Raw genomic sequence first — 17,324 nt, forward strand, 5'->3', positions numbered from 1 at the left:
CCGCGTGCTGGTTGATTTCGCTCAAGCGCAGCCGGGGCTGCAGCGGCGATAGTGCCGCCGCAACCCGGAACCAGCGCCATGTTCGAACGCATCCTGCGATGGAGCCTCGTCGCAATCGCCGTCGCAGGCCTCGCCGCGGGCGGCCTCGGTTATGCGCTCGGTCGCGCCGATCTCGCTGGCTATGCTTTCACCGCCTCGACCATTCCGGTCATCGCCGGCCTGGTCGTCTCGATCGTCCGCGACGTCCTGGCCGGACGCATCGGCGTCGACGCGATCGCGCTGGTCTCGATGAGCGCAGCGATCGTGCTCGGCGAGCCGCTGGCCGGCGCAGTGGTGGCGCTGATGTATTCCGGCGGCAACGTGCTCGAAGACATCGCGGTCGCCCGCGCCGAGCACGATCTGCGTGCACTGGTGGATCGGGCGCCGCGCATGGCGCATCGCGCGCGTGAGGATCGGATCGAGGATGTTCCGGTGGCCGACATCGCCGTCGGCGACCGCCTCATGGTTCGCGCCGGCGAGATCGTTCCGGTCGATGGCGTGGTGGAAACGGCTGTGGCCGTGGTCGACGAGTCGGCGCTCACCGGTGAGCCGATTCCGGTGACCAGGACACGCGGCATGGCGATCCTTTCCGGCTCGTTGAACGCCGGCGACACCTTCGAGATGTCGGTTACGGCGACGGCGGGCGAGAGCACCTATGCCGGCATCGTCAAGCTGGTGACGACGGCGCAGACCGCGAAGGCGCCGTTCGTGCGGCTGGCCGATCGCTATGCGCTGATCTTCCTGCCGGTCAGCCTGGTCATCGCGGCTGCGGCCTACTACGCCTCCGGCGACCTGATCCGCAGCCTTGCCGTGCTGGTCGCGGCGACGCCCTGTCCGTTGATCCTGGCAGCGCCCGTGGCCTTCATTGCCGGCGTGGCGCAGGCGGCGCGCAGCGGCATCCTGGTCAAGGGCGGCGGCAAGCTGGAGGCGCTGGCGCGGGCGCACACGGTGCTGTTCGACAAGACCGGCACGCTGACCGTCGGCGGCGCCCGGCTGCTGTCGGTCGAGGCCGCACCGGGCGAGGATGCCGACACCGTGCTGCTGCTCGGCGCCTCGCTGGAGCAGGCCTCCCACCACGTGCTCGCGCATGCCATCGTCGAGGCCGGCCGGGCCCGCGGATTCCAGCTCATGGTGCCCGAGCAGGTGAGGGAGACGATGGGCTCCGGCCTCGCAGGCATCATCGACGGCCGCCGCATCAGTGCCGGCTCGCCGGACCTGATCCTCGGCAATCATGCGCCACCGACCTGGGCGGGGCGCGCCATCCGCCGTGCGTCCTGGCGCTCGGCGCTGATCGTGTTCGTGGCGGTGGAAGGACGCCCGATCGGGGCGCTGCTGCTGGCCGATGAATTGCGCGCCGACACGCCGCGCGCCATCCGCTGGCTGCGCGAGGCCGGCATCGTGCGCATGGTGATGGTGACGGGGGACCGCGCCGCGGCGGCGCAGGCGATCGGCGCCGCGCTCGACCTCGATGCCGTGCTCGCCGATCGCGTGCCGTCCGACAAGGTCGATGCGGTCAGGAGCGAGCAGCGGCTGCATCCGACCATCATGGTCGGCGACGGCATCAACGATGCGCCGGCGCTGGCTTCCGCCGATGTCGGCATCGCGCTCGGCGCCCGCGGCGCCAGCGCCTCGTCGGAGGCGGCCGACGTCGTGATCCTCGCCGATCGGCTCGACCGCGTCGGCGAGGCGATCGTGATCGCGCAGCGGGCCCGGCGCATTGCGCTGGAGAGCATCATCGCCGGCATGGCGCTGTCGTTCATCGCGATGGGGGCGGCGGCCTTCGGCCTGCTGCAGCCGGTGCCCGCGGCGCTCGTGCAGGAGGCGATCGACGTCGCCGTCATTCTGAACGCGTTGCGGGCGCTGCTGCCGGCCGGCCGCGGCAAGGCCGGCCAGATCACGGCCGAGGACGGCCGCGGGCTCCGGCACAATCACCAGGCGCTGCTGCGCGGCCTCGATCGGCTGCGCGCGATCGTCGATGCGCTCGACGAGGCGTCGCCGGAGCGGGCGCCCGGCCTGATCGTCGAGGCCAACGCCCTGGTGCAGGACCAGGTCGTGGCGCACGAACGCGACGACGAAGGCTCGGTCTATCCGCGGCTGGCGCGGCTGCTGCAGGACAGCCACGGCCTATCGGCGATGAGCCGCGCGCACCGCGAGATCCTGCATCTGGCACGCCTGCTCGGACGCGTGGTCGAGGACCTGCCGTCCGAAAAGGTCGACCGCTATCTGATCCGCGACGCCCAGCGCGTCATCGAGGCGATCGAGACCCTGGTCCGCATGCACACCGCGCAGGAGGACGACATCTACGAAGCCGTGGCGGCGCGTTCGGCCGCCTGACCTAGGCTGGATGTTTCGGCAGGTCGATCCGTGCGGCGGCAAATTCGGGCGGGCCCTCGATCAGGCGGCGAATCCGGCGCTCGCGCTCATCCGCCGGCAGGCCCGGATCCAGCATCTGGTCGATCTGCCGGATCGCAATCTGTTCGATCGCCACCGAATCCCTGATTCTGGGTCGTGACGGCGCGGCCGGCCGGGATGCGTGCAGGCCGATCGCCAGCAACCGGCTGATCGCGTCCGACCGTGTGATCTCATGCGTTTCTGCCCACGCATCGATCTCGGCGGTGAGCGCCTGAGACAGCTTCACCGCGCTTACCGCGTCCTGTCCCAGTCGGACGGCAGGACTATGATCACTTCGCCTGCCGGACAAGGACGTCATCTGCCTGTTGATCATGTCAGCCTAAAATGGGCATGAGGAATTGGGATTTGATTTCGGTCAAGGACGGCCTAAGAAAACGGCCTTCTCGCGGCGATCCGTCCCTTTGAGGCCATGAATGTGTCCGCCGCCCCGCAGGCGCCGGAGCGTGATACCGAAGACACCCTCTCCCATGCGATTCCTGCACACTTTCCAGCTCTATGATTTCGCCGACACCCTGGTCAGCCTGTTCACGGCCTTCGTGCTCGGCACGCTGATCGGCGCCGAGCGGCAATACCGGCAGCGCAGCGCCGGCCTGCGCACCAACGTCCTGGTCGCGGTCGGCGCGGCCGCCTTCGTCGATATCGGCAACCGGCTCACCGGCGCCGAGGGCGCGGTGCGGATCATCGCCTATGTGGTCTCGGGCATCGGCTTTCTCGGCGCCGGCACGATCATGAAGGAGGGCATGAATGTCCGCGGGCTCAACACCGCCGCGACGTTGTGGGCGTCCGCGGCGGTCGGCGCCTGCGCCGGCGCCGATCTCATCGCCCAGTCGATGGCGCTGACCTTGTTCGTGCTGGCCGGCAACACGCTGCTGCGGCCGCTGGTGAACGCGATCGATCGCATCCCGCTGAACGCACGGACCTCGGAGGCCAACTACAGGATCGTCGTGACCACCGATGTCCTGCATGCCGCCGAACTGCGCGAGACGCTCGACGAGCGGCTGGAGGCGGCCAAATATCCGGTGCGGGAGACCGATGTCGCCTATCGCTCCGAGGACGTCGTCGAAATCGTCGCGAGGCTGGTGCCGCTTGCCGTGGAGGCCGCCGAGCTCGACCGCGTCGTGTCGGAGCTCGCGAAGCTGTCCGGCGTCCGTCATGCGACCTGGAACGTCAGCACGCTGGAGTGACGAGGCCGGCATCCGAGTTGGCCGGCATCGTCGCGGCGCGACGCCCGATGATTGCCCGCGTTCGTCATCTTGGTTTGCCCCCATGCTTTCCACCGAGCATGCCGGCAGTGTTCCATCCGGCGGCTGAACCCGAGCTGAATGCAGGGAACCCGCGGCGCTGGCGGCGCGTACAAGAATCCGGTCAATGGCCGCCGCGGGCGAAGATCTCGTAGAAGCCGAGCACGATCTCGCAGGCGATCAGGATGACGACGATGATCTCCAGGCGCAGCGAGCGCTTGGTGTCGATGATGTCGGCGAGCGCCGTCGCGGTCTCGGCGATCACGGCGAGCTTCCGGTTCAGCGTGTCCTCGCGCTCCTTGAGTTCGTATTCGTCCTCGAGCCGGGCATAGAGCCGTTCGAGATCGGGCCGGTCCCACAGCACGTCGGGCTTCTCGCCGACGGCGACGCGCCCGGAGACCCGGTGCTGCACCAGCAGCGCCGCGCCGAGCAGCTTGAGCATCGCGACCCGGCTCTTCGACGTCCGCCCCAGCATCGCCAACTCGCTGGCGAACGGCTCGATCGTGTCGAACACATTGGCGATCTCGCGCTCGCTGCGGCCGAGCACGACGCTCTTGGCGAGCGCGTCGGCGACGATCAGCAGGCGCTCCAACGACATTTCCTTGACCAGGATCGGACCGCCGGCCGGAATCGGCTCCTCGGATTCGCGCGCGACATGGATCCGTGCGGTTTCCTCGTCATGCGGCGTGATCGGGCCGAACAGCCGCGAGCCGAGCCGGTCGAGGACACTGGTCTCCTCGGCAGCCGAAAGCCCGATGAAGACGACGACACCGTAGCGGAGGATCACCGCGATTCCGGTCTCGCCGATGCGGAGGGCGAGCGGCGTCGCCGACAGCATTTGGCCTTCGAAGCCTGCGGTATTGATGCGGTCCGCGATCTGCAGTGCGCGGGCGGCAAGTTGCGGGACAGGCGGGGTGTCGGCATTCATGGCGACACGCTAGCACGTCAATACCGACGGTTCGATAACGCGGCGCAGCCCGCGCGGCGGGCAGGTCGCTGGCCGGCGCCTGAACCCGCTTGACACGGCTGTTCGTAGCTCGCCATTGAGGGGGCCCTCCGGCCGGATGACCTTGCGATGTCGAAGACCAGCGCTGCGGACTACTATGCCTCGATCCCGGTGTTTCGCGGCTTCGCGCGGCTGATGGAGCCGCAACTCTACAAGCCCGTGCCGGATGATTGGATGATCGGCATGGCCGATATCGTCGAATCCACCAAGGCGATCGCCGACAGGCGCTACAAGGCGGTCAACATGGCCGGAGCGGCGATCATCGCCGCCGTCACCAATGCGCTGGAGGGGCGGGAATTCCCGTTCGTTTTCGGCGGCGACGGCGCGAGCTTCGCGGTGGGTCCGGAGGACGTCGCCGCCGCACGCGAAGCGCTTGCCGCGACCGCAACCTGGGTCGGCGAGGATCTCGGACTCTCGATGCGCATCGCGCTGGTGCCGGTGACGGCCATCCGCGCGCAGGGCCTCGACGTGCGCGTGGCGCGTTACGGCCCCTCGGCCAATCTATCCTATGCGATGTTCGCAGGCGGCGGATTGGGCTGGGCCGAGGCGGCGATGAAGCGCGGCGAGTTTGCGATTGCGCCGGCCCCTTCGGGGGCGCAGCCCGATCTCTCCGGACTGTCATGCCGGTTCGAGCAGATCCCGTCGTCGCGTGGTCTCATCCTGTCGGTGCTGGTGCTGCCGGGCTCGGGTGCGGATGCCCAGGCCTATCGCAAGGTCATCGAGGACATCATCACGCTCACTGAGCGCAGCCCGGATGCCGGGCGGCCGGTGCCGGCCGGCGGGCCGGCGTTGCGATGGCCGCCGCAAGGCTTCGGCTACGAGGTCCGCGCGTCGCGCGGTCCACGGGTCGCGCGCTGGGTTCGCGTACTCGGGCGTACGCTGTTCGTCTATGCCGTGATGCGCTTCAGCCTCCGGATCGGCGGTTTCGTTCCGGATGTCTACATGCAGCAGATCGTGGAAAATTCCGACTTCCGGAAATACGACGACGCCCTGCGCATGATCCTCGACTGTACCGAGGAACTGGCGCAGGAGCTCGAACGGCGGCTCGGCGCAGCGGCCTCGGGCGGCATCGTCCGCTATGGCCTGCATCGGCAAGAGGCGGCGATGATGACCTGCTTCACGCCGTCGGCGATCCGGCCCGATCACGTCCATTTCATCGATGGTGCGCAGGGCGGCTACGCGTCGGCGGCGACCGCGCTGAAAGCTGCGGTCGCCTGACGACGGATCAGCGCGCGCGCGTCCAGGTCTCGCCGCCGCACAGCGTGCCGACGCAACCTTCGACCTTCAGCGTATCCGGGCCGGACACCGAGATATGGCTGACATAGCTCTGGCCATCATCGGCGTTGTAGATCTTGCCGGACCATTTGTTCGGTCCTTCGGGGTGAACGCCTTCGAACAGCTGCAGGCCGATGATCGGACGGTTGGCCAGCGCGCGATTGGGATTCTTGTTGTCGACCGCCGGCTTGCCGGTGTCGGTGTCCATCGGCTCCTTGAGCCAGATGACGGTGCCGCACAGATTGGCGCCGCATTTGGCGACCTTGATCCTGGCGTCGCCGGCCTGGGTCAGCCAGGTGCCGCTCGGGTCGTCGGCCGCCAGTGCCGGCTGCGCGAGTCCCAGCGCAACGAACGCAACAGCTACCAAACGCAATTTGCAAATCATCTTAACCCCCGGTTGAAGACGAGCTTCCATAACAGCAAACCAAGCCGATGCAATCGTCCGACGGCCGTTGTCCAACGCCTGATCATCACGATCAGGTGCGGCCCGCACCGCGCGTCTCAGTCTCTTGCGCGATTGTCTCACCGCCTCGCGTGCGGGCATCACCACGGCAGTCCGCACAGGTCGATCGTGCCGCGCGTCGGCGCCGTGCGCTTGACGTCGTGCACCAGCGTCGACAACGCATCGAAGCGGATGCGGCCCTTGTCGGGCTGCTCGGCGTAGACGTCGCCGTCGAACGCAATGAAGCCTCGCGTCGTGTAGAAGGGAATGCGGTCGGATGCGCAGAACAGCACGGCGTAATTGATGGAGTCTTCGTGCCGCAGCGTCTGGATCGCGGCATTCAGCCCCACGGTGGCGAGCCCGCGATTGCGCATGTCGGCGCGCGTCAGGACGCCGCCGATGCCGCCGACATTCACCTTCTGCCCGTTCCACGTCACGACGCGGCGATGGATCCCGACGTGGCAGAGCACCTCGCCGGTTTCGTCCTGCACCAGGACGCGCAGGTCGGCATGCGCAAAGCTGATACCGGCCCAGGGTAACGCGGCGAGCACCTCCGGCGGCCAGACCGCGTCATAGAGCGGCTTGACCTGCGTCCAGGCGGCGTCGCCATTCAGGACCTCGATTTCGATGCTCATCAAAACGGCTCGCTTTTTCCAGAATCACAGTGTTTAGGAGTTCGGAACCTTCTATAAGGAGGTCCCGTTTAATCCCGTCTTCCCACAAGTTGCGGAACCGAGCCCATGACCTTTACGCTTCCCCCCCTGCCTTACGCCTATGACGCCCTCGGCGCCTACATGTCCAAGGAGACGCTCGAGTACCATCACGACAAGCATCACCAGGCCTATGTGACGAACGGCAACAATCTGATCAAGGGGACCGAATTCGAAGGCAAGTCCCTTGAGGAGATCGTCAAGGGCTCGTTCGGCAAGAATGCCCCGATCTTCAACAATGCCGGCCAGCACTACAATCACATTCACTTCTGGTCGTGGATGAAGCCGAATGGCGGCGGAACCAAGCTGCCGGGCGCGCTGGCGAAGAAGATCGACGAGGATCTCGGCGGCTACGAGAAGTTCAAGGCGGACTTCATCGCCGCGGGTGTCGGCCAGTTCGGTTCGGGCTGGGCCTGGCTGTCGGTCAAGAACGGCAAGCTGGAAATCTCCAAGACCGCCAACGGCGAAAGTCCGCTGGTCCATGGCGCGACCCCGATCCTCGGCGTCGACGTCTGGGAGCACTCCTACTACATCGACTACCGCAACCGCCGCCCCGACTATCTGAAGGCCTTCGTCGAAAATCTCATCAACTGGGAATACGTCGAAGAGCTGTACGGCAAGGCCGGCTGATCGATCGCGATCGATCAAGAAGGGCGGTGAGCTTGGGCTCGCCGCCCTTTTTCATGACACGAGTTTAATGAGAGCGATCCTTGCAAGCGAAGATGCATTTCGGCAAGAATTTTGCCCGTGATGTCCAGAGGGCAGGGCATTCGTTGTCCCGGCGCCGTGTGCAAGGTCAGGTCCCGTGAATCAGCTGTTCGGCTATCTTCTCGTCTTCTTCGGTGGCGGCTGCGGCGCCTCGATCCGGCACGCCGTCAACATGGCGAGCGCCCGGGCGCTCGGCACCGATTTTCCGTATGGCACCTTCATCATCAACATCACCGGCTCCGCCGTGATGGGCCTGATCGCCGGCTACCTGACGTTCAAGGGCGGCGCCACCCAGCACTGGCGGCTGTTCCTGATGACCGGCATTCTCGGCGGCTACACGACGTTCTCGGCGTTCTCGCTCGACACCGCGCTGCTGTATGAGCGGGGCGCCTTGGGTCTCGCCGCGCTCTACGTGCTCGGATCGGTGGGCATCTCCATCGCCGGCCTGTTCGCCGGCCTGGCCCTGGTGCGGGTCTTGAGCTGAAGTCCACGGCTTCCGCTCGCGCTACGGCCCGGAGATATTCCGGGCCTCATGGTTCGAGACGGCGCTGCGCGCCTCCTCACCATGAGGGGCAAGAGCCGGCGGCTCTGCACACCGACCATGAACACGCCGAGAGGCGTGTTCATGGAGAGGGTTTCGCGTCGAAGGCGGCGGCGCGGCACATTCATTTTCGGGGCACACCTTCGCTCCTCACCCTGAGAGGGTGTGAATCTTTCTCAAAGATTTCGGGTTTGCCAGGGGATGACCGGTGTGATTCGCTGTCAATCGTAGCGGTGGTGGGCGGGCCATGGGTGACGAGCAATTGTTCGAGAACTTGCCTGAGCAGGATAAGTCTCAGCCCGGCGGGCGCGGTTCGGTTCGGCTGCGGGTGCCGGAGCGTAGCCAGATCGCCATGCAGGTAGCGGCATTGGATGATCTGATTGCAGAGGATCATCCGGTGCGTTCGGTCTGGGCGTTCGTCGAGGGTCTGGACCTGTCGCATCTGTACGACCTCGTCAAAGCCCGGGAAGGTCACCCCGGACATCCTCCGGCAGCGCCGGAACTGATGGTTGCGCTTTGGCTGTGGGCGACGGTCGAAGGTGTGGGCAGCGCCCGTCAGTTGGATCGGCTGTGCCGCGATCACTTGGTCTACCGCTGGCTCTGCGGCGGCGTATCGATGAACTACCATACGCTGTCGAGCTTCCGGATTGCCCACATGGCGGTTCTGGAGCGGCTCCTGGCGCAGGGCGTCGCCGCGATGGTCCAGGCAGGATTGGTGTCGGCCGACACTCTGGCGCAGGATGGCTTGCGGGTTCGCGCGGGTGCTGGCGCCGGATCGTTCCGGCGGCATGAGCGACTTGATAAGCTGCTCGCCGCGGCACAGGAGCGTGTGGAACGCCTGCGTGCGGAGGTCGAGACGGATCCAGCTGCCGGGGATCGGCGACAGCGCGCGGCAAAGGAGCGGGGCGCTCGCGAGCGCGAGGCGCGGATCAAAGCGGCCCAAGAGCGAATGAAGGAGCTGGAGGCCGAACGGGAGCGGCGGGAAAAGACCAACAAGAAGGAAGTGGCCAAGCAAAAGGAGCCACGCGCTTCCACCACCGACGCCGAGGCACGGGTCATCAAGATGGCGGATGGCGGCTGGCGCCCCTCCTACAATATGCAGATCATATCGGCGCCCGCGTATCAGGTAATCGTCGCCGTCGACATCGACACCACCGGTTCGGATCGAGGTCTGGGCCGGCCAGGGATCGAGACCGTGCAGGCCCAGGGTTACAATCCCCGCAACTATCTGGTCGACGGCGGCTTCACCAAAAAGGACGACATCGAGTGGGCACATGCCAACGGCATAAAAATGTGGTGCCCGCCGGGGCAGACTAAGCACGGAAGCGACCCTTATGCTCCGAAGAAGGATGATGGTGTCGGCGTTGCGGACTGGCGAGAACGCATGAAGGCCGAGCAAGGGAAGAAAGACGAGGCGCTCTATCGGCTGCGTGCTCAGCACGAATGCATCAACGCCCAAGCCCGCCGCATGGGCCTTCGGCAGCTGTCCCTCCGCGGCCGGGTCAAGGCTCGGATACAGTTGCTCTGGTTTGCGATCGCTCACAACATGATGCGTCTCTTTGCCTTGAGCGCGGAAGCAACGGCATGACAGCGGAAACGAATGCCAAAAGCGCAAACCAAGCATCCCACCACCTCGTTCCACGAGGCATGCTGCCTCGCAACCCGCTTGACCGAGAGTTTCTTGGAAAACCCCACCCAACAGTCGCAAACTGGTGGAAACGACAAAACATTCTCACACTCTGAGGAGCCCGCCGCAGGCGGGCGTCTCGAAGGGCGAGGCCTGCGCTCGCGCGTCGAAGGGACGGCCCGGCGCCACGCCGCTGGTGGACAGAGGTGATGTTATAATGTAACATTATGACGACATGACCCAGTCCGTCATCCATAGCCACGCCCATCCTCATGCGCATGGGCATAGCCACAGCCATGCCCATGGCCCCGCCGCGCCGCATCCGGCGCAGCCGGCGCGGTGGTCGATCCTGCGCATGCCGGTGACCACCCGGCTTGGCGCCGCGCTGGCGGCCAGCGCGGTGCTGTGGGTGATCGTCATCCTGGCGATGCGGTGATGACGGCGATGGCGCAGTTGCAATTCCGCGACGTCACGCTGGGCTATGACCGCCACCCGGCCGTGCACCACCTTTCGGGCGATGTCGCGCCGGGCGCGCTGCTCGCGGTGGTCGGGCCCAACGGCGCCGGCAAGTCGACCCTGTTTCGCGGCATCGTCGGCCTGCTGAAGCCACTCGCCGGCTCGATCGCGGCGGCCGGCCTCAAGCCGCGCGAGATCGCCTATCTGCCGCAGATCGCCGACATCGACCGCAGCTTCCCGATCTCGGTGTTCGACTTCGTCAGCACCGGGCTGTGGCGCAGCGTCGGCATCTTCGGCGGCATCGGCGCCGCCGCGCGCGAGAAGATCGCCCACGCCATCGCAGCCGTCGGCCTGACCGGCTTCGAGGGCCGCGGCATCGGCACGCTGTCGGGCGGCCAGATGCAGCGCATGCTGTTCGCCCGCGTGCTGCTGCAGGACGCCCGCGTGATCGTGCTCGACGAGCCGTTCAATGCGATGGATTCCAAGACCTCGGCCGACCTCCTGCAACTGATCGAACATTGGCATGGCGAGCAGCGCACCGTGCTGGCGGCGCTGCACGACATGGACATGGTCCGCGCGCACTTCCCGCAGACGCTGCTGCTGGCGCGCGAGGCGGTGGCCTGGGGGCCGACGGCGGAAGTGCTGACCGTGGACAATCTCCTGGCTGCGCGCCGGATGTGCGAAGCGTTCGACGACGCGGCGGCGCCCTGCGGCCCCGCGCCAGCCTCGAAGGCGGCGTGATGCTGCGCGAGGTGCTGATCGCTCCGTTCTCGGATTTCGAATTCATGCGCCGCGCGCTCGCGGCCGTGATCGCGCTGTCGCTCGGCTCCGGCCCGATCGGCGTGTTCCTGATGCTCCGGCGCATGAGCCTGGTCGGCGACGCCATGGCGCATGCGATCCTGCCGGGGGCTGCGATCGGCTTCCTGCTGTCCGGGCTCAATCTGTTCGCGATGACCACCGGCGGCCTGATCGCAGGCTTCGCCGTGGCGCTGCTGTCGGGCCTGGTGTCGCGCTCGACCGGGCTCAAGGAGGACGCTTCGCTCGCGACCTTCTATCTCGCCTCGCTCGCGATCGGCGTCACCATCGTCTCGGTCAAGGGCACCAATGTCGACCTGCTGCACGTGCTGTTCGGCAACATCCTGGCGATGGATGACCCGACCTTGCTGATGGTCGCGACCAACGCCACCATCACACTCGTCGTGCTCGCCGTGATCTACCGCCCGCTGGTGGTCGAAAGCGTCGATCCCTTGTTTCTGCGGACGGTGAGCCGGGCCGGCGCGCCGGCACATCTGGTCTTCCTCGGCCTGATCGTGGTCAATCTCGTCAACGGTTTTCAGGCGCTCGGCACCTTGCTCGCGGTCGGCCTGATGATCCTGCCCGCGGGCATCGCGCGGTTCTGGTCGCGCGACGTCACGCCGATGATCTGCATCGCGGTCGCCGCGGCGATCGTCGCCGGCTATGTTGGCCTGGTGCTGTCGTTCCAGACCCGCATTCCGTCCGGCCCGGCCATCATCCTGGTCGCGTCGCTGCTCTATCTCGGCTCGGTGCTGTTCGGACGCGTGGGCGGCGTGCTTCCGCAACTGTTTCCGGGGCGCCACCTCGAAGCCTGACATTCATAGCCGATGAAACGCCTGATCCCCATCCTCAGCCTGCTGCTCGCGCTGTTGCCCAGCATTCCCGCATCAGCCCAAACCAAGCTGAACGTCGTCACCAGCTTTTCCATCCTGGCCGATTTCGCCCGCCAGGTCGGCGGCGACAAGGTCAGCGTCGCCTCGCTGGTCGGGCCGGACAGCGACGTGCACGTCTACACGCCGACGCCGCATGACGCGAAGGATGTCGGCGCGGCGCGGCTCCTGATCGTCAACGGCCTCGGGCTCGAGGGCTGGCTACCGCGCCTGCAGCAGGCCTCCGGCAGCAAGGCGCCGATCGTCACGGCCACCCAGGGCATCAGTCCACGCAAGCGCGGCTCCGACGCCGACCCGCATGCCTGGCAGTCGGTCGGCAATGCCATGGTCTATGTGAAGAACATCCGCGATGCCCTGATGGCGGCCGATCCCGCCGACGCCGACGCCTTCAAGGCCAATGCCGATCGCTATCTGGCCGAACTCGTAACGCTCGACCGCGACGTCCGCAGCGAGATCGAGAAGATACCGCCCGAGCGGCGCAAGGTGATCTCGACCCATGACGCCTTCGGCTATTTCGCCGACGCCTACGGCATCGCCTTCATCGCTCCCTTGGGCGTCTCCACCGAGACCGAGCCGTCCGCCCGTGACGTCGCCGAGATCATCGCCCAGGTCCGAAAAGCCAGGATTCCGGCCGTTTTCCTGGAGAATTTCAACGATGACCGGCTGGTCGGCCGGATCGCGGCCGAGACCGGCGCCAAGATCGGTGGCACGCTGTATTCGGACGCCTTGAGCGCGGAAAACGGCCCTGTCCCCACTTACATTGCCATGGTCCGGCACAATATAAGGGCCCTGACGGGCGCGCTCGTCCGCTAGGTCCGATCCGGCCTCGCGGAGCGGCGCGCCATGAGCCATTTTCGACGCGATCTTATTCGACGCGATCTTAGTTTTTCGGAGTGAGCATGTCCGACGCGAGCAAGATACCAGTGACGGTCCTGACCGGCTATCTCGGGGCCGGCAAGACCACGCTTCTGAACCGCATCCTCTCGGAAGACCACGGCAAGAAATACGCCGTCATCGTCAACGAATTCGGCGAGATCGGCATCGACAACGACCTCATCGTCGGCGCCGACGAGGAAGTGTTCGAGATGAACAACGGCTGCATCTGCTGCACCGTGCGCGGCGATCTCGTGCGCATCATCTCCGGCCTGATGCGGCGCAAGGGCAAGTTCGACGCCATCATCGTCGAGACCACGGGCCTGGCCGATCCGGCGCCGGTGGCGCAGACCTTCTTCGTCGACGAGGACGTGCAGAAGAATGCGCGGCTCGACGCCGTGGTGACGGTCGCCGACGCGAAGTGGCTGTCGGACCGCCTCAAGGACGCGCCCGAGGCCAAGAACCAGATCGCGTTTGCCGACGTGATCGTTCTCAACAAGACCGATCTCGTCACCAAGCCGGAGCTGGCCGAGGTCGAGGCGCGCATCCGCGCCATCAATCCCTATGCGCGGCTGCATCGCACCGAGCGCTGCCAGATCGCGATCTCGGACGTGCTGGAGCGCGGCGCGTTCGATCTCGACCGCATCCTGGAGATCGAGCCGGAATTCTTGAACGCCGGCGAAGACCACGATCATCATCACCATGATCACGACCACGGCCATGATCACCACCACCATCATGATCACGGCCTGAAGCACTATCACGACGAGGACATGCAGTCGCTGTCGCTGCGCTCCGACAAGCCGCTCGATCCGTCGCGCTTCATGCCGTGGCTGCAGAACCTGGTCCAGACCGAGGGCGGCAAGATCCTGCGCTCCAAGGGCATCCTGGCGTTCCAGGACGATGACGACCGCTACGTTTTCCAGGGCGTGCACATGATGCTGGAAGGCGATCACCAGCGGAAGTGGAAGCCCGACGAGGCGCGGCAGAGCCGTGTCGTCTTCATCGGCCGCGAGCTCCCGGAAGAAGCCATTCGCGAAGGCTTCGAGCGCTGCATCGTATCCTGATGAGCTCGTTTGATTCGAGCGGCGAGACCGCATCCATCGTCTCCGTCACCGACAAGGTGAAGCCGGTCAGGCTCGGCATGGCCGTGACAGCCGTGCACTATCTCGGCGATCGCGCGGCCTTCGTCGGCACCGAGGAGAGCGTCGCCATCGTCGATGCCGAGGGCGAAATCGCCAAGGTCGACGTCACCGGCGGCGGCATCCTGTCGGCGGTGGCGGACGGATCGCGCATCGTGTTCGGCGGCGATGACGGCAAGGTCACGGCGCTCGACAAGGCGGGCGCGGTGTCGGTGCTAGCAACCGATCCGAAGCGGCGCTGGATCGACAATGTCGCGGTTCATCCCGATGGCGCGATCGCCTGGTCGGTCGGCAAGACCGCGTTCGTGCGCGCGCCGAAGGGCGAGGAGAAGTCGCTCGAAGTGCCCTCGACGGCCGGAGGCCTTGCGTTTGCGCCGAAGGGTCTGCGACTCGCGATCGCGCATTACAACGGCGCCACGTTGTGGTTTCCGAACATGGCGGGCGAGCCGGAATTTCTCGGCTGGGCCGGCTCGCATCACGCCGTCACCTTCAGCCCCGACAACAAGTTCCTGGTCACCGCGATGCACGAGCCGGCGCTGCATGGCTGGCGGCTTGCGGATTCCAGGCACATGCGGATGACCGGCTACCCCTCGCGGGTGAAGTCGATGTCCTGGGGCAGCGGCGGCCGTTTCCTGGCCACCTCGGGGGCCGACATGGTCATCCTCTGGCCGTTCGTCGGCAAGGACGGCCCGATGGGCAAGGAGCCGGCGATGCTGGCTCCGATGAAGTCCAAGGTCACCGCAGTCGCCTGTCATCCCAAGCAGGACATCCTGGCCTGTGGCTACGAGGACGGCACCGTGCTGATGGTGCGGATGCAGGACGGCGCCGAGATCCTGGTGCGGCGGAACGAAACCCCGCCGATCACGGCGATCGGCTGGAACGCCGCGGGAACCTGGCTCGCGTTCTCCGACGAGAGCGGCGAGGCCGGCCTGCTGCGGCTCTGATTCCCCGGAGACCCGATCGTAGGACATTCGGGCGCAGCCGCGGCACGGAACCGCCCCGGCTGTCGATCGTTGTTCCGCATTCAATTATGGTGCGGATGACAGCCAATGGCCTCGATCAACAGCAAACAGACGTTGCGCCGGGACCTGCTGCTCGCAGCCGGACTGCTCTTTCTGGGCGCGCTCGTGGCGATCATCTCGCTGACCGAGATCAAGGCCGGTCATTCGCAGCTCGCGCAGGCAGCGCCGGAGTCGTCGGCCCCGCCGGCCGAATCCAAGCCCGGCGGCACACGCCCGACGACGCCGGCGCCCGAACCCGCGCGTCCCGACATCGAAGCCCAGAAGGAAGGCGCCAAGCCGGCGCTGCCGCCAGCTCCGGCGGAGAAGATCGCGCCGACGATGGAGCGGAAGTAGCTGGATTTGCCCGGACGCCGCCACAAATTCCGCTGTCGTCCCGGCGAACGCCGGGACCCATAGCCACCGGCCGTCATGAGGCAGGCCGCTGACAGTTCCGTGCCCTCGATAGTATCCGCGGTATGGGTCCCTGCGTTCGCAGGGACGACAGCGGAGTGTTTGGCAAACGTGTGCCCCACTACAGGTGTCGTCCCTGCGAACGCAGGGACCCATAACCACAGGGTGCAATGTGAGGCAGGCTCGTAGCTCCACCCCGCGCCCCACGCACGCCACGGCGTATGGTCCCGGGTCAGCGCCACGACGGCGTTGCCGTCGCGGCTTGCTCGGGACGACGGCCGGAGGTTTACCGCACCAGGATGTTGCGGAACTGCCAAGGATCGCTCGTGTCGATGTCCTCTGGGAACAGGCCGGGGCGGTCGGTCAGCGGGGTCCAGTCGGTGTAGTAGCCCTTCACCGGGCCGAGATACGGCGTCTGGATTTCGAGACAACGGCGGAAGTCGAGTTCGTCGGCTTCGACGATGCCGGCGGTCGGGTTTTCCAGCGCCCACACCATGCCGGCGAGCACGGCTGACGACACCTGCAGGCCGGTTGCGTTCTGATAGGGCGCGATGCGGCGGGTCTCCTCGATCGACAGCTGCGAGCCGTACCAATAGGCGTTCTTGCCGTGGCCGTAGAGCAGCACGCCGAGCTCGTCGATGCCGTCGACGATCTCGTTTTCGTCCAAGATGTGCCACTTCTCCTGCATCTTGCCGGTGGCGCCGAAGATCTCGTGCAGCGACAGCACCGCGTCATTGGCTGGGTGATAGGCGTAGTGGCAGGTCGGGCGGTACACCACCTTGTCGCCGTCGCGCACCGAGAAGTAGTCGGCGATCGAGATCGACTCGTTGTGGGTCACCAGGAAGCCGTATTGCGCGCCCGGCGTCGGGCACCAGGAGCGCACGCGGGTGTTGGCGCCCGGCTGCAGCAGGTAGATCGCAGCGCCACAGCCTTCGGGATGGCAACGGCCGTTCTGCGGCATCCACGTCTCGTGCGTGCCCCAGCCGAGCTCGGCCGGCTGCATGCCCTCGGAGACGAAGCCTTCGACCGACCAGGTGTTGACGAACACGTTCATCGGCTTCGGGTTCTTCGACCGCTGGGTGTCGCGCTCGGCGATGTGGACGCCCTTGACGCCGAGCTTCTGCATCAGCTGCGCCCAGCCCTCGCGGCTCTTCGGCTCGTTGATGTCAGTGCCGGTGTCGCGGGCGATGTCGAGCAGGGCCTGCTTGACGAACCAGGACACCATGCCGGGATTGGCGCCGCAGGTGGAGACGGCGGTGGTGCCGCCCGGGCTCTTGCGGCGGGCCGCCAGCAGCGTCTCGCGCAGCGCATAGTTCGAGCGCTGCTCGACGCCCATATTCTTGTCGAAATAGAAGCCGGCCCACGGCTCGACGACGGTGTCGATGTAGAGCGCGCCGATCTCGCGGCACATGGTCATGAGGTCGACCGAGGAGGTGTCGACCGAGAGGTTGACGCAGAAGCCCTGGCCGCCGCCTTCCGTGAGCAGCGGCACCAGCAGATCGCGGTAATTGTCGCGGGTCACCGCCTGCTGGATGAAGCGCACGCCGTGCTTCTTGGCCAGCGCGCCGTCGTCATGCGGATCGATGATGACGAAGCGGTCCTTGTCATAGGCGAAGTGGCGTTCGATCAAGGGCAGTGTGCCCTTGCCGATCGAGCCGAAGCCGATCATGACGATGGGGCCGGAAATCTTGGCGTGGATCTGCGAACTCATAATAGGTCTCTCTTCTCGGACGAGTGCTGCGCCGAGGCGCAAGT

Annotated in this window: 18 protein-coding genes; 13 read left to right on the top strand and 5 right to left on the bottom strand. The window is 66.3% G+C overall.

Annotated elements, in window-relative coordinates:
- Positions 1–78: 78 nt before the first annotated feature.
- Positions 79–2,373 (top strand): heavy metal translocating P-type ATPase, encoded by a 2,295-nt coding sequence (locus ACQR1B_RS28770; RefSeq protein ID WP_434835762.1) that lies wholly within the window; start codon positions 79–81, stop codon positions 2,371–2,373.
- 1 nt (position 2,374) lies between these two features.
- Here ACQR1B_RS28770 and ACQR1B_RS28775 read toward each other — a convergent pair whose 3' ends face one another.
- Positions 2,375–2,764 carry a hypothetical protein gene (locus ACQR1B_RS28775; protein ID WP_434835763.1) on the bottom strand — a complete coding sequence of 130 codons (390 nt, stop codon included), beginning with the start codon at positions 2,762–2,764 and terminating at the stop codon, positions 2,375–2,377.
- 154 nt (positions 2,765–2,918) lie between these two features.
- Between ACQR1B_RS28775 and ACQR1B_RS28780 the strand changes: the two genes are divergently transcribed.
- Entirely contained in the window at positions 2,919–3,635 is a 717-nt protein-coding gene (locus ACQR1B_RS28780) for an MgtC/SapB family protein (RefSeq protein WP_434835764.1), read from the top strand.
- A gap of 181 nt (positions 3,636–3,816) precedes the next feature.
- Here the strand turns inward: ACQR1B_RS28780 and ACQR1B_RS28785 are convergent, their stop codons facing one another.
- Entirely contained in the window at positions 3,817–4,620 is an 804-nt protein-coding gene (locus ACQR1B_RS28785; RefSeq protein ID WP_434835765.1) for an RMD1 family protein, read from the bottom strand.
- Positions 4,621–4,767: 147 nt separating this feature from the next.
- Here ACQR1B_RS28785 and ACQR1B_RS28790 point away from each other — a divergent pair, with 147 nt between their 5' ends.
- The gene (locus tag ACQR1B_RS28790) at positions 4,768–5,916 is read left to right on the top strand and encodes a DUF3095 domain-containing protein (RefSeq protein ID WP_434835766.1); all 1,149 of its coding nucleotides are present in this window, start codon (positions 4,768–4,770) and stop codon (positions 5,914–5,916) included.
- Positions 5,917–5,923: 7 nt separating this feature from the next.
- Here the strand turns inward: ACQR1B_RS28790 and ACQR1B_RS28795 are convergent, their stop codons facing one another.
- Together ACQR1B_RS28795 and ACQR1B_RS28800 are read right to left on the bottom strand one after the other, a co-directional pair.
- Entirely contained in the window at positions 5,924–6,358 is a 435-nt protein-coding gene (locus ACQR1B_RS28795) for a DUF2147 domain-containing protein (RefSeq protein WP_434835767.1), read from the bottom strand.
- Positions 6,359–6,516: 158 nt separating this feature from the next.
- Entirely contained in the window at positions 6,517–7,050 is a 534-nt protein-coding gene (locus tag ACQR1B_RS28800; protein ID WP_434835768.1) for a GNAT family N-acetyltransferase, read from the bottom strand.
- A 105-nt stretch (positions 7,051–7,155) separates the two neighbouring features.
- Here ACQR1B_RS28800 and ACQR1B_RS28805 point away from each other — a divergent pair, with 105 nt between their 5' ends.
- From ACQR1B_RS28805 to ACQR1B_RS28850, 10 genes are all read left to right on the top strand, one after another.
- Positions 7,156–7,755, top strand: a complete 600-nt coding sequence (locus ACQR1B_RS28805) for a superoxide dismutase (protein WP_434835769.1) — start codon at positions 7,156–7,158, stop codon at positions 7,753–7,755.
- Positions 7,756–7,930: 175 nt separating this feature from the next.
- Positions 7,931–8,317, top strand: a complete 387-nt coding sequence (crcB, locus tag ACQR1B_RS28810; protein WP_434835770.1) for a fluoride efflux transporter CrcB — start codon at positions 7,931–7,933, stop codon at positions 8,315–8,317.
- Positions 8,318–8,621: 304 nt separating this feature from the next.
- Positions 8,622–9,962 (top strand): IS1182 family transposase, encoded by a 1,341-nt coding sequence (locus ACQR1B_RS28815; RefSeq protein WP_434831192.1) that lies wholly within the window; start codon positions 8,622–8,624, stop codon positions 9,960–9,962.
- Between the two features lie 274 nt (positions 9,963–10,236).
- A complete protein-coding gene (locus tag ACQR1B_RS28820; RefSeq protein WP_434835771.1) occupies positions 10,237–10,437 on the top strand; it encodes a hypothetical protein in 201 nt (66 codons plus the stop codon).
- Positions 10,437–11,198 (top strand): metal ABC transporter ATP-binding protein, encoded by a 762-nt coding sequence (locus tag ACQR1B_RS28825; protein WP_434835772.1) that lies wholly within the window; start codon positions 10,437–10,439, stop codon positions 11,196–11,198. The genes ACQR1B_RS28820 and ACQR1B_RS28825 overlap by 1 nt, the downstream gene beginning before the upstream one ends.
- On the top strand, positions 11,198–12,067 hold the full coding sequence (locus ACQR1B_RS28830; protein WP_434835845.1) for a metal ABC transporter permease: 870 nt from the start codon (positions 11,198–11,200) through the stop codon (positions 12,065–12,067). Before ACQR1B_RS28825 ends, ACQR1B_RS28830 begins: the two co-directional genes overlap by 1 nt.
- 12 nt (positions 12,068–12,079) lie before the next feature.
- Complete coding sequence (locus ACQR1B_RS28835; RefSeq protein WP_434835773.1) at positions 12,080–12,955, top strand: metal ABC transporter solute-binding protein, Zn/Mn family; 876 nt, start codon at positions 12,080–12,082, stop codon at positions 12,953–12,955.
- Positions 12,956–13,041: 86 nt separating this feature from the next.
- A complete protein-coding gene (locus tag ACQR1B_RS28840; RefSeq protein ID WP_434835774.1) occupies positions 13,042–14,082 on the top strand; it encodes a CobW family GTP-binding protein in 1,041 nt (346 codons plus the stop codon).
- A complete protein-coding gene (locus ACQR1B_RS28845) occupies positions 14,082–15,101 on the top strand; it encodes a WD40 repeat domain-containing protein (protein WP_434835775.1) in 1,020 nt (339 codons plus the stop codon). Before ACQR1B_RS28840 ends, ACQR1B_RS28845 begins: the two co-directional genes overlap by 1 nt.
- A gap of 105 nt (positions 15,102–15,206) precedes the next feature.
- Entirely contained in the window at positions 15,207–15,512 is a 306-nt protein-coding gene (locus ACQR1B_RS28850) for a hypothetical protein (RefSeq protein ID WP_434835776.1), read from the top strand.
- A 343-nt stretch (positions 15,513–15,855) separates the two neighbouring features.
- Here ACQR1B_RS28850 and ACQR1B_RS28855 read toward each other — a convergent pair whose 3' ends face one another.
- Positions 15,856–17,280 carry a homospermidine synthase gene (locus tag ACQR1B_RS28855; RefSeq protein WP_434835777.1) on the bottom strand — a complete coding sequence of 475 codons (1,425 nt, stop codon included), beginning with the start codon at positions 17,278–17,280 and terminating at the stop codon, positions 15,856–15,858.
- Positions 17,281–17,324: the final 44 nt, after the last annotated feature.

It is taken from the genome of Bradyrhizobium oligotrophicum (assembly GCF_051168495.1).
In the GTDB taxonomy this organism is placed as follows: domain Bacteria; phylum Pseudomonadota; class Alphaproteobacteria; order Rhizobiales; family Xanthobacteraceae; genus Bradyrhizobium; species Bradyrhizobium oligotrophicum_A.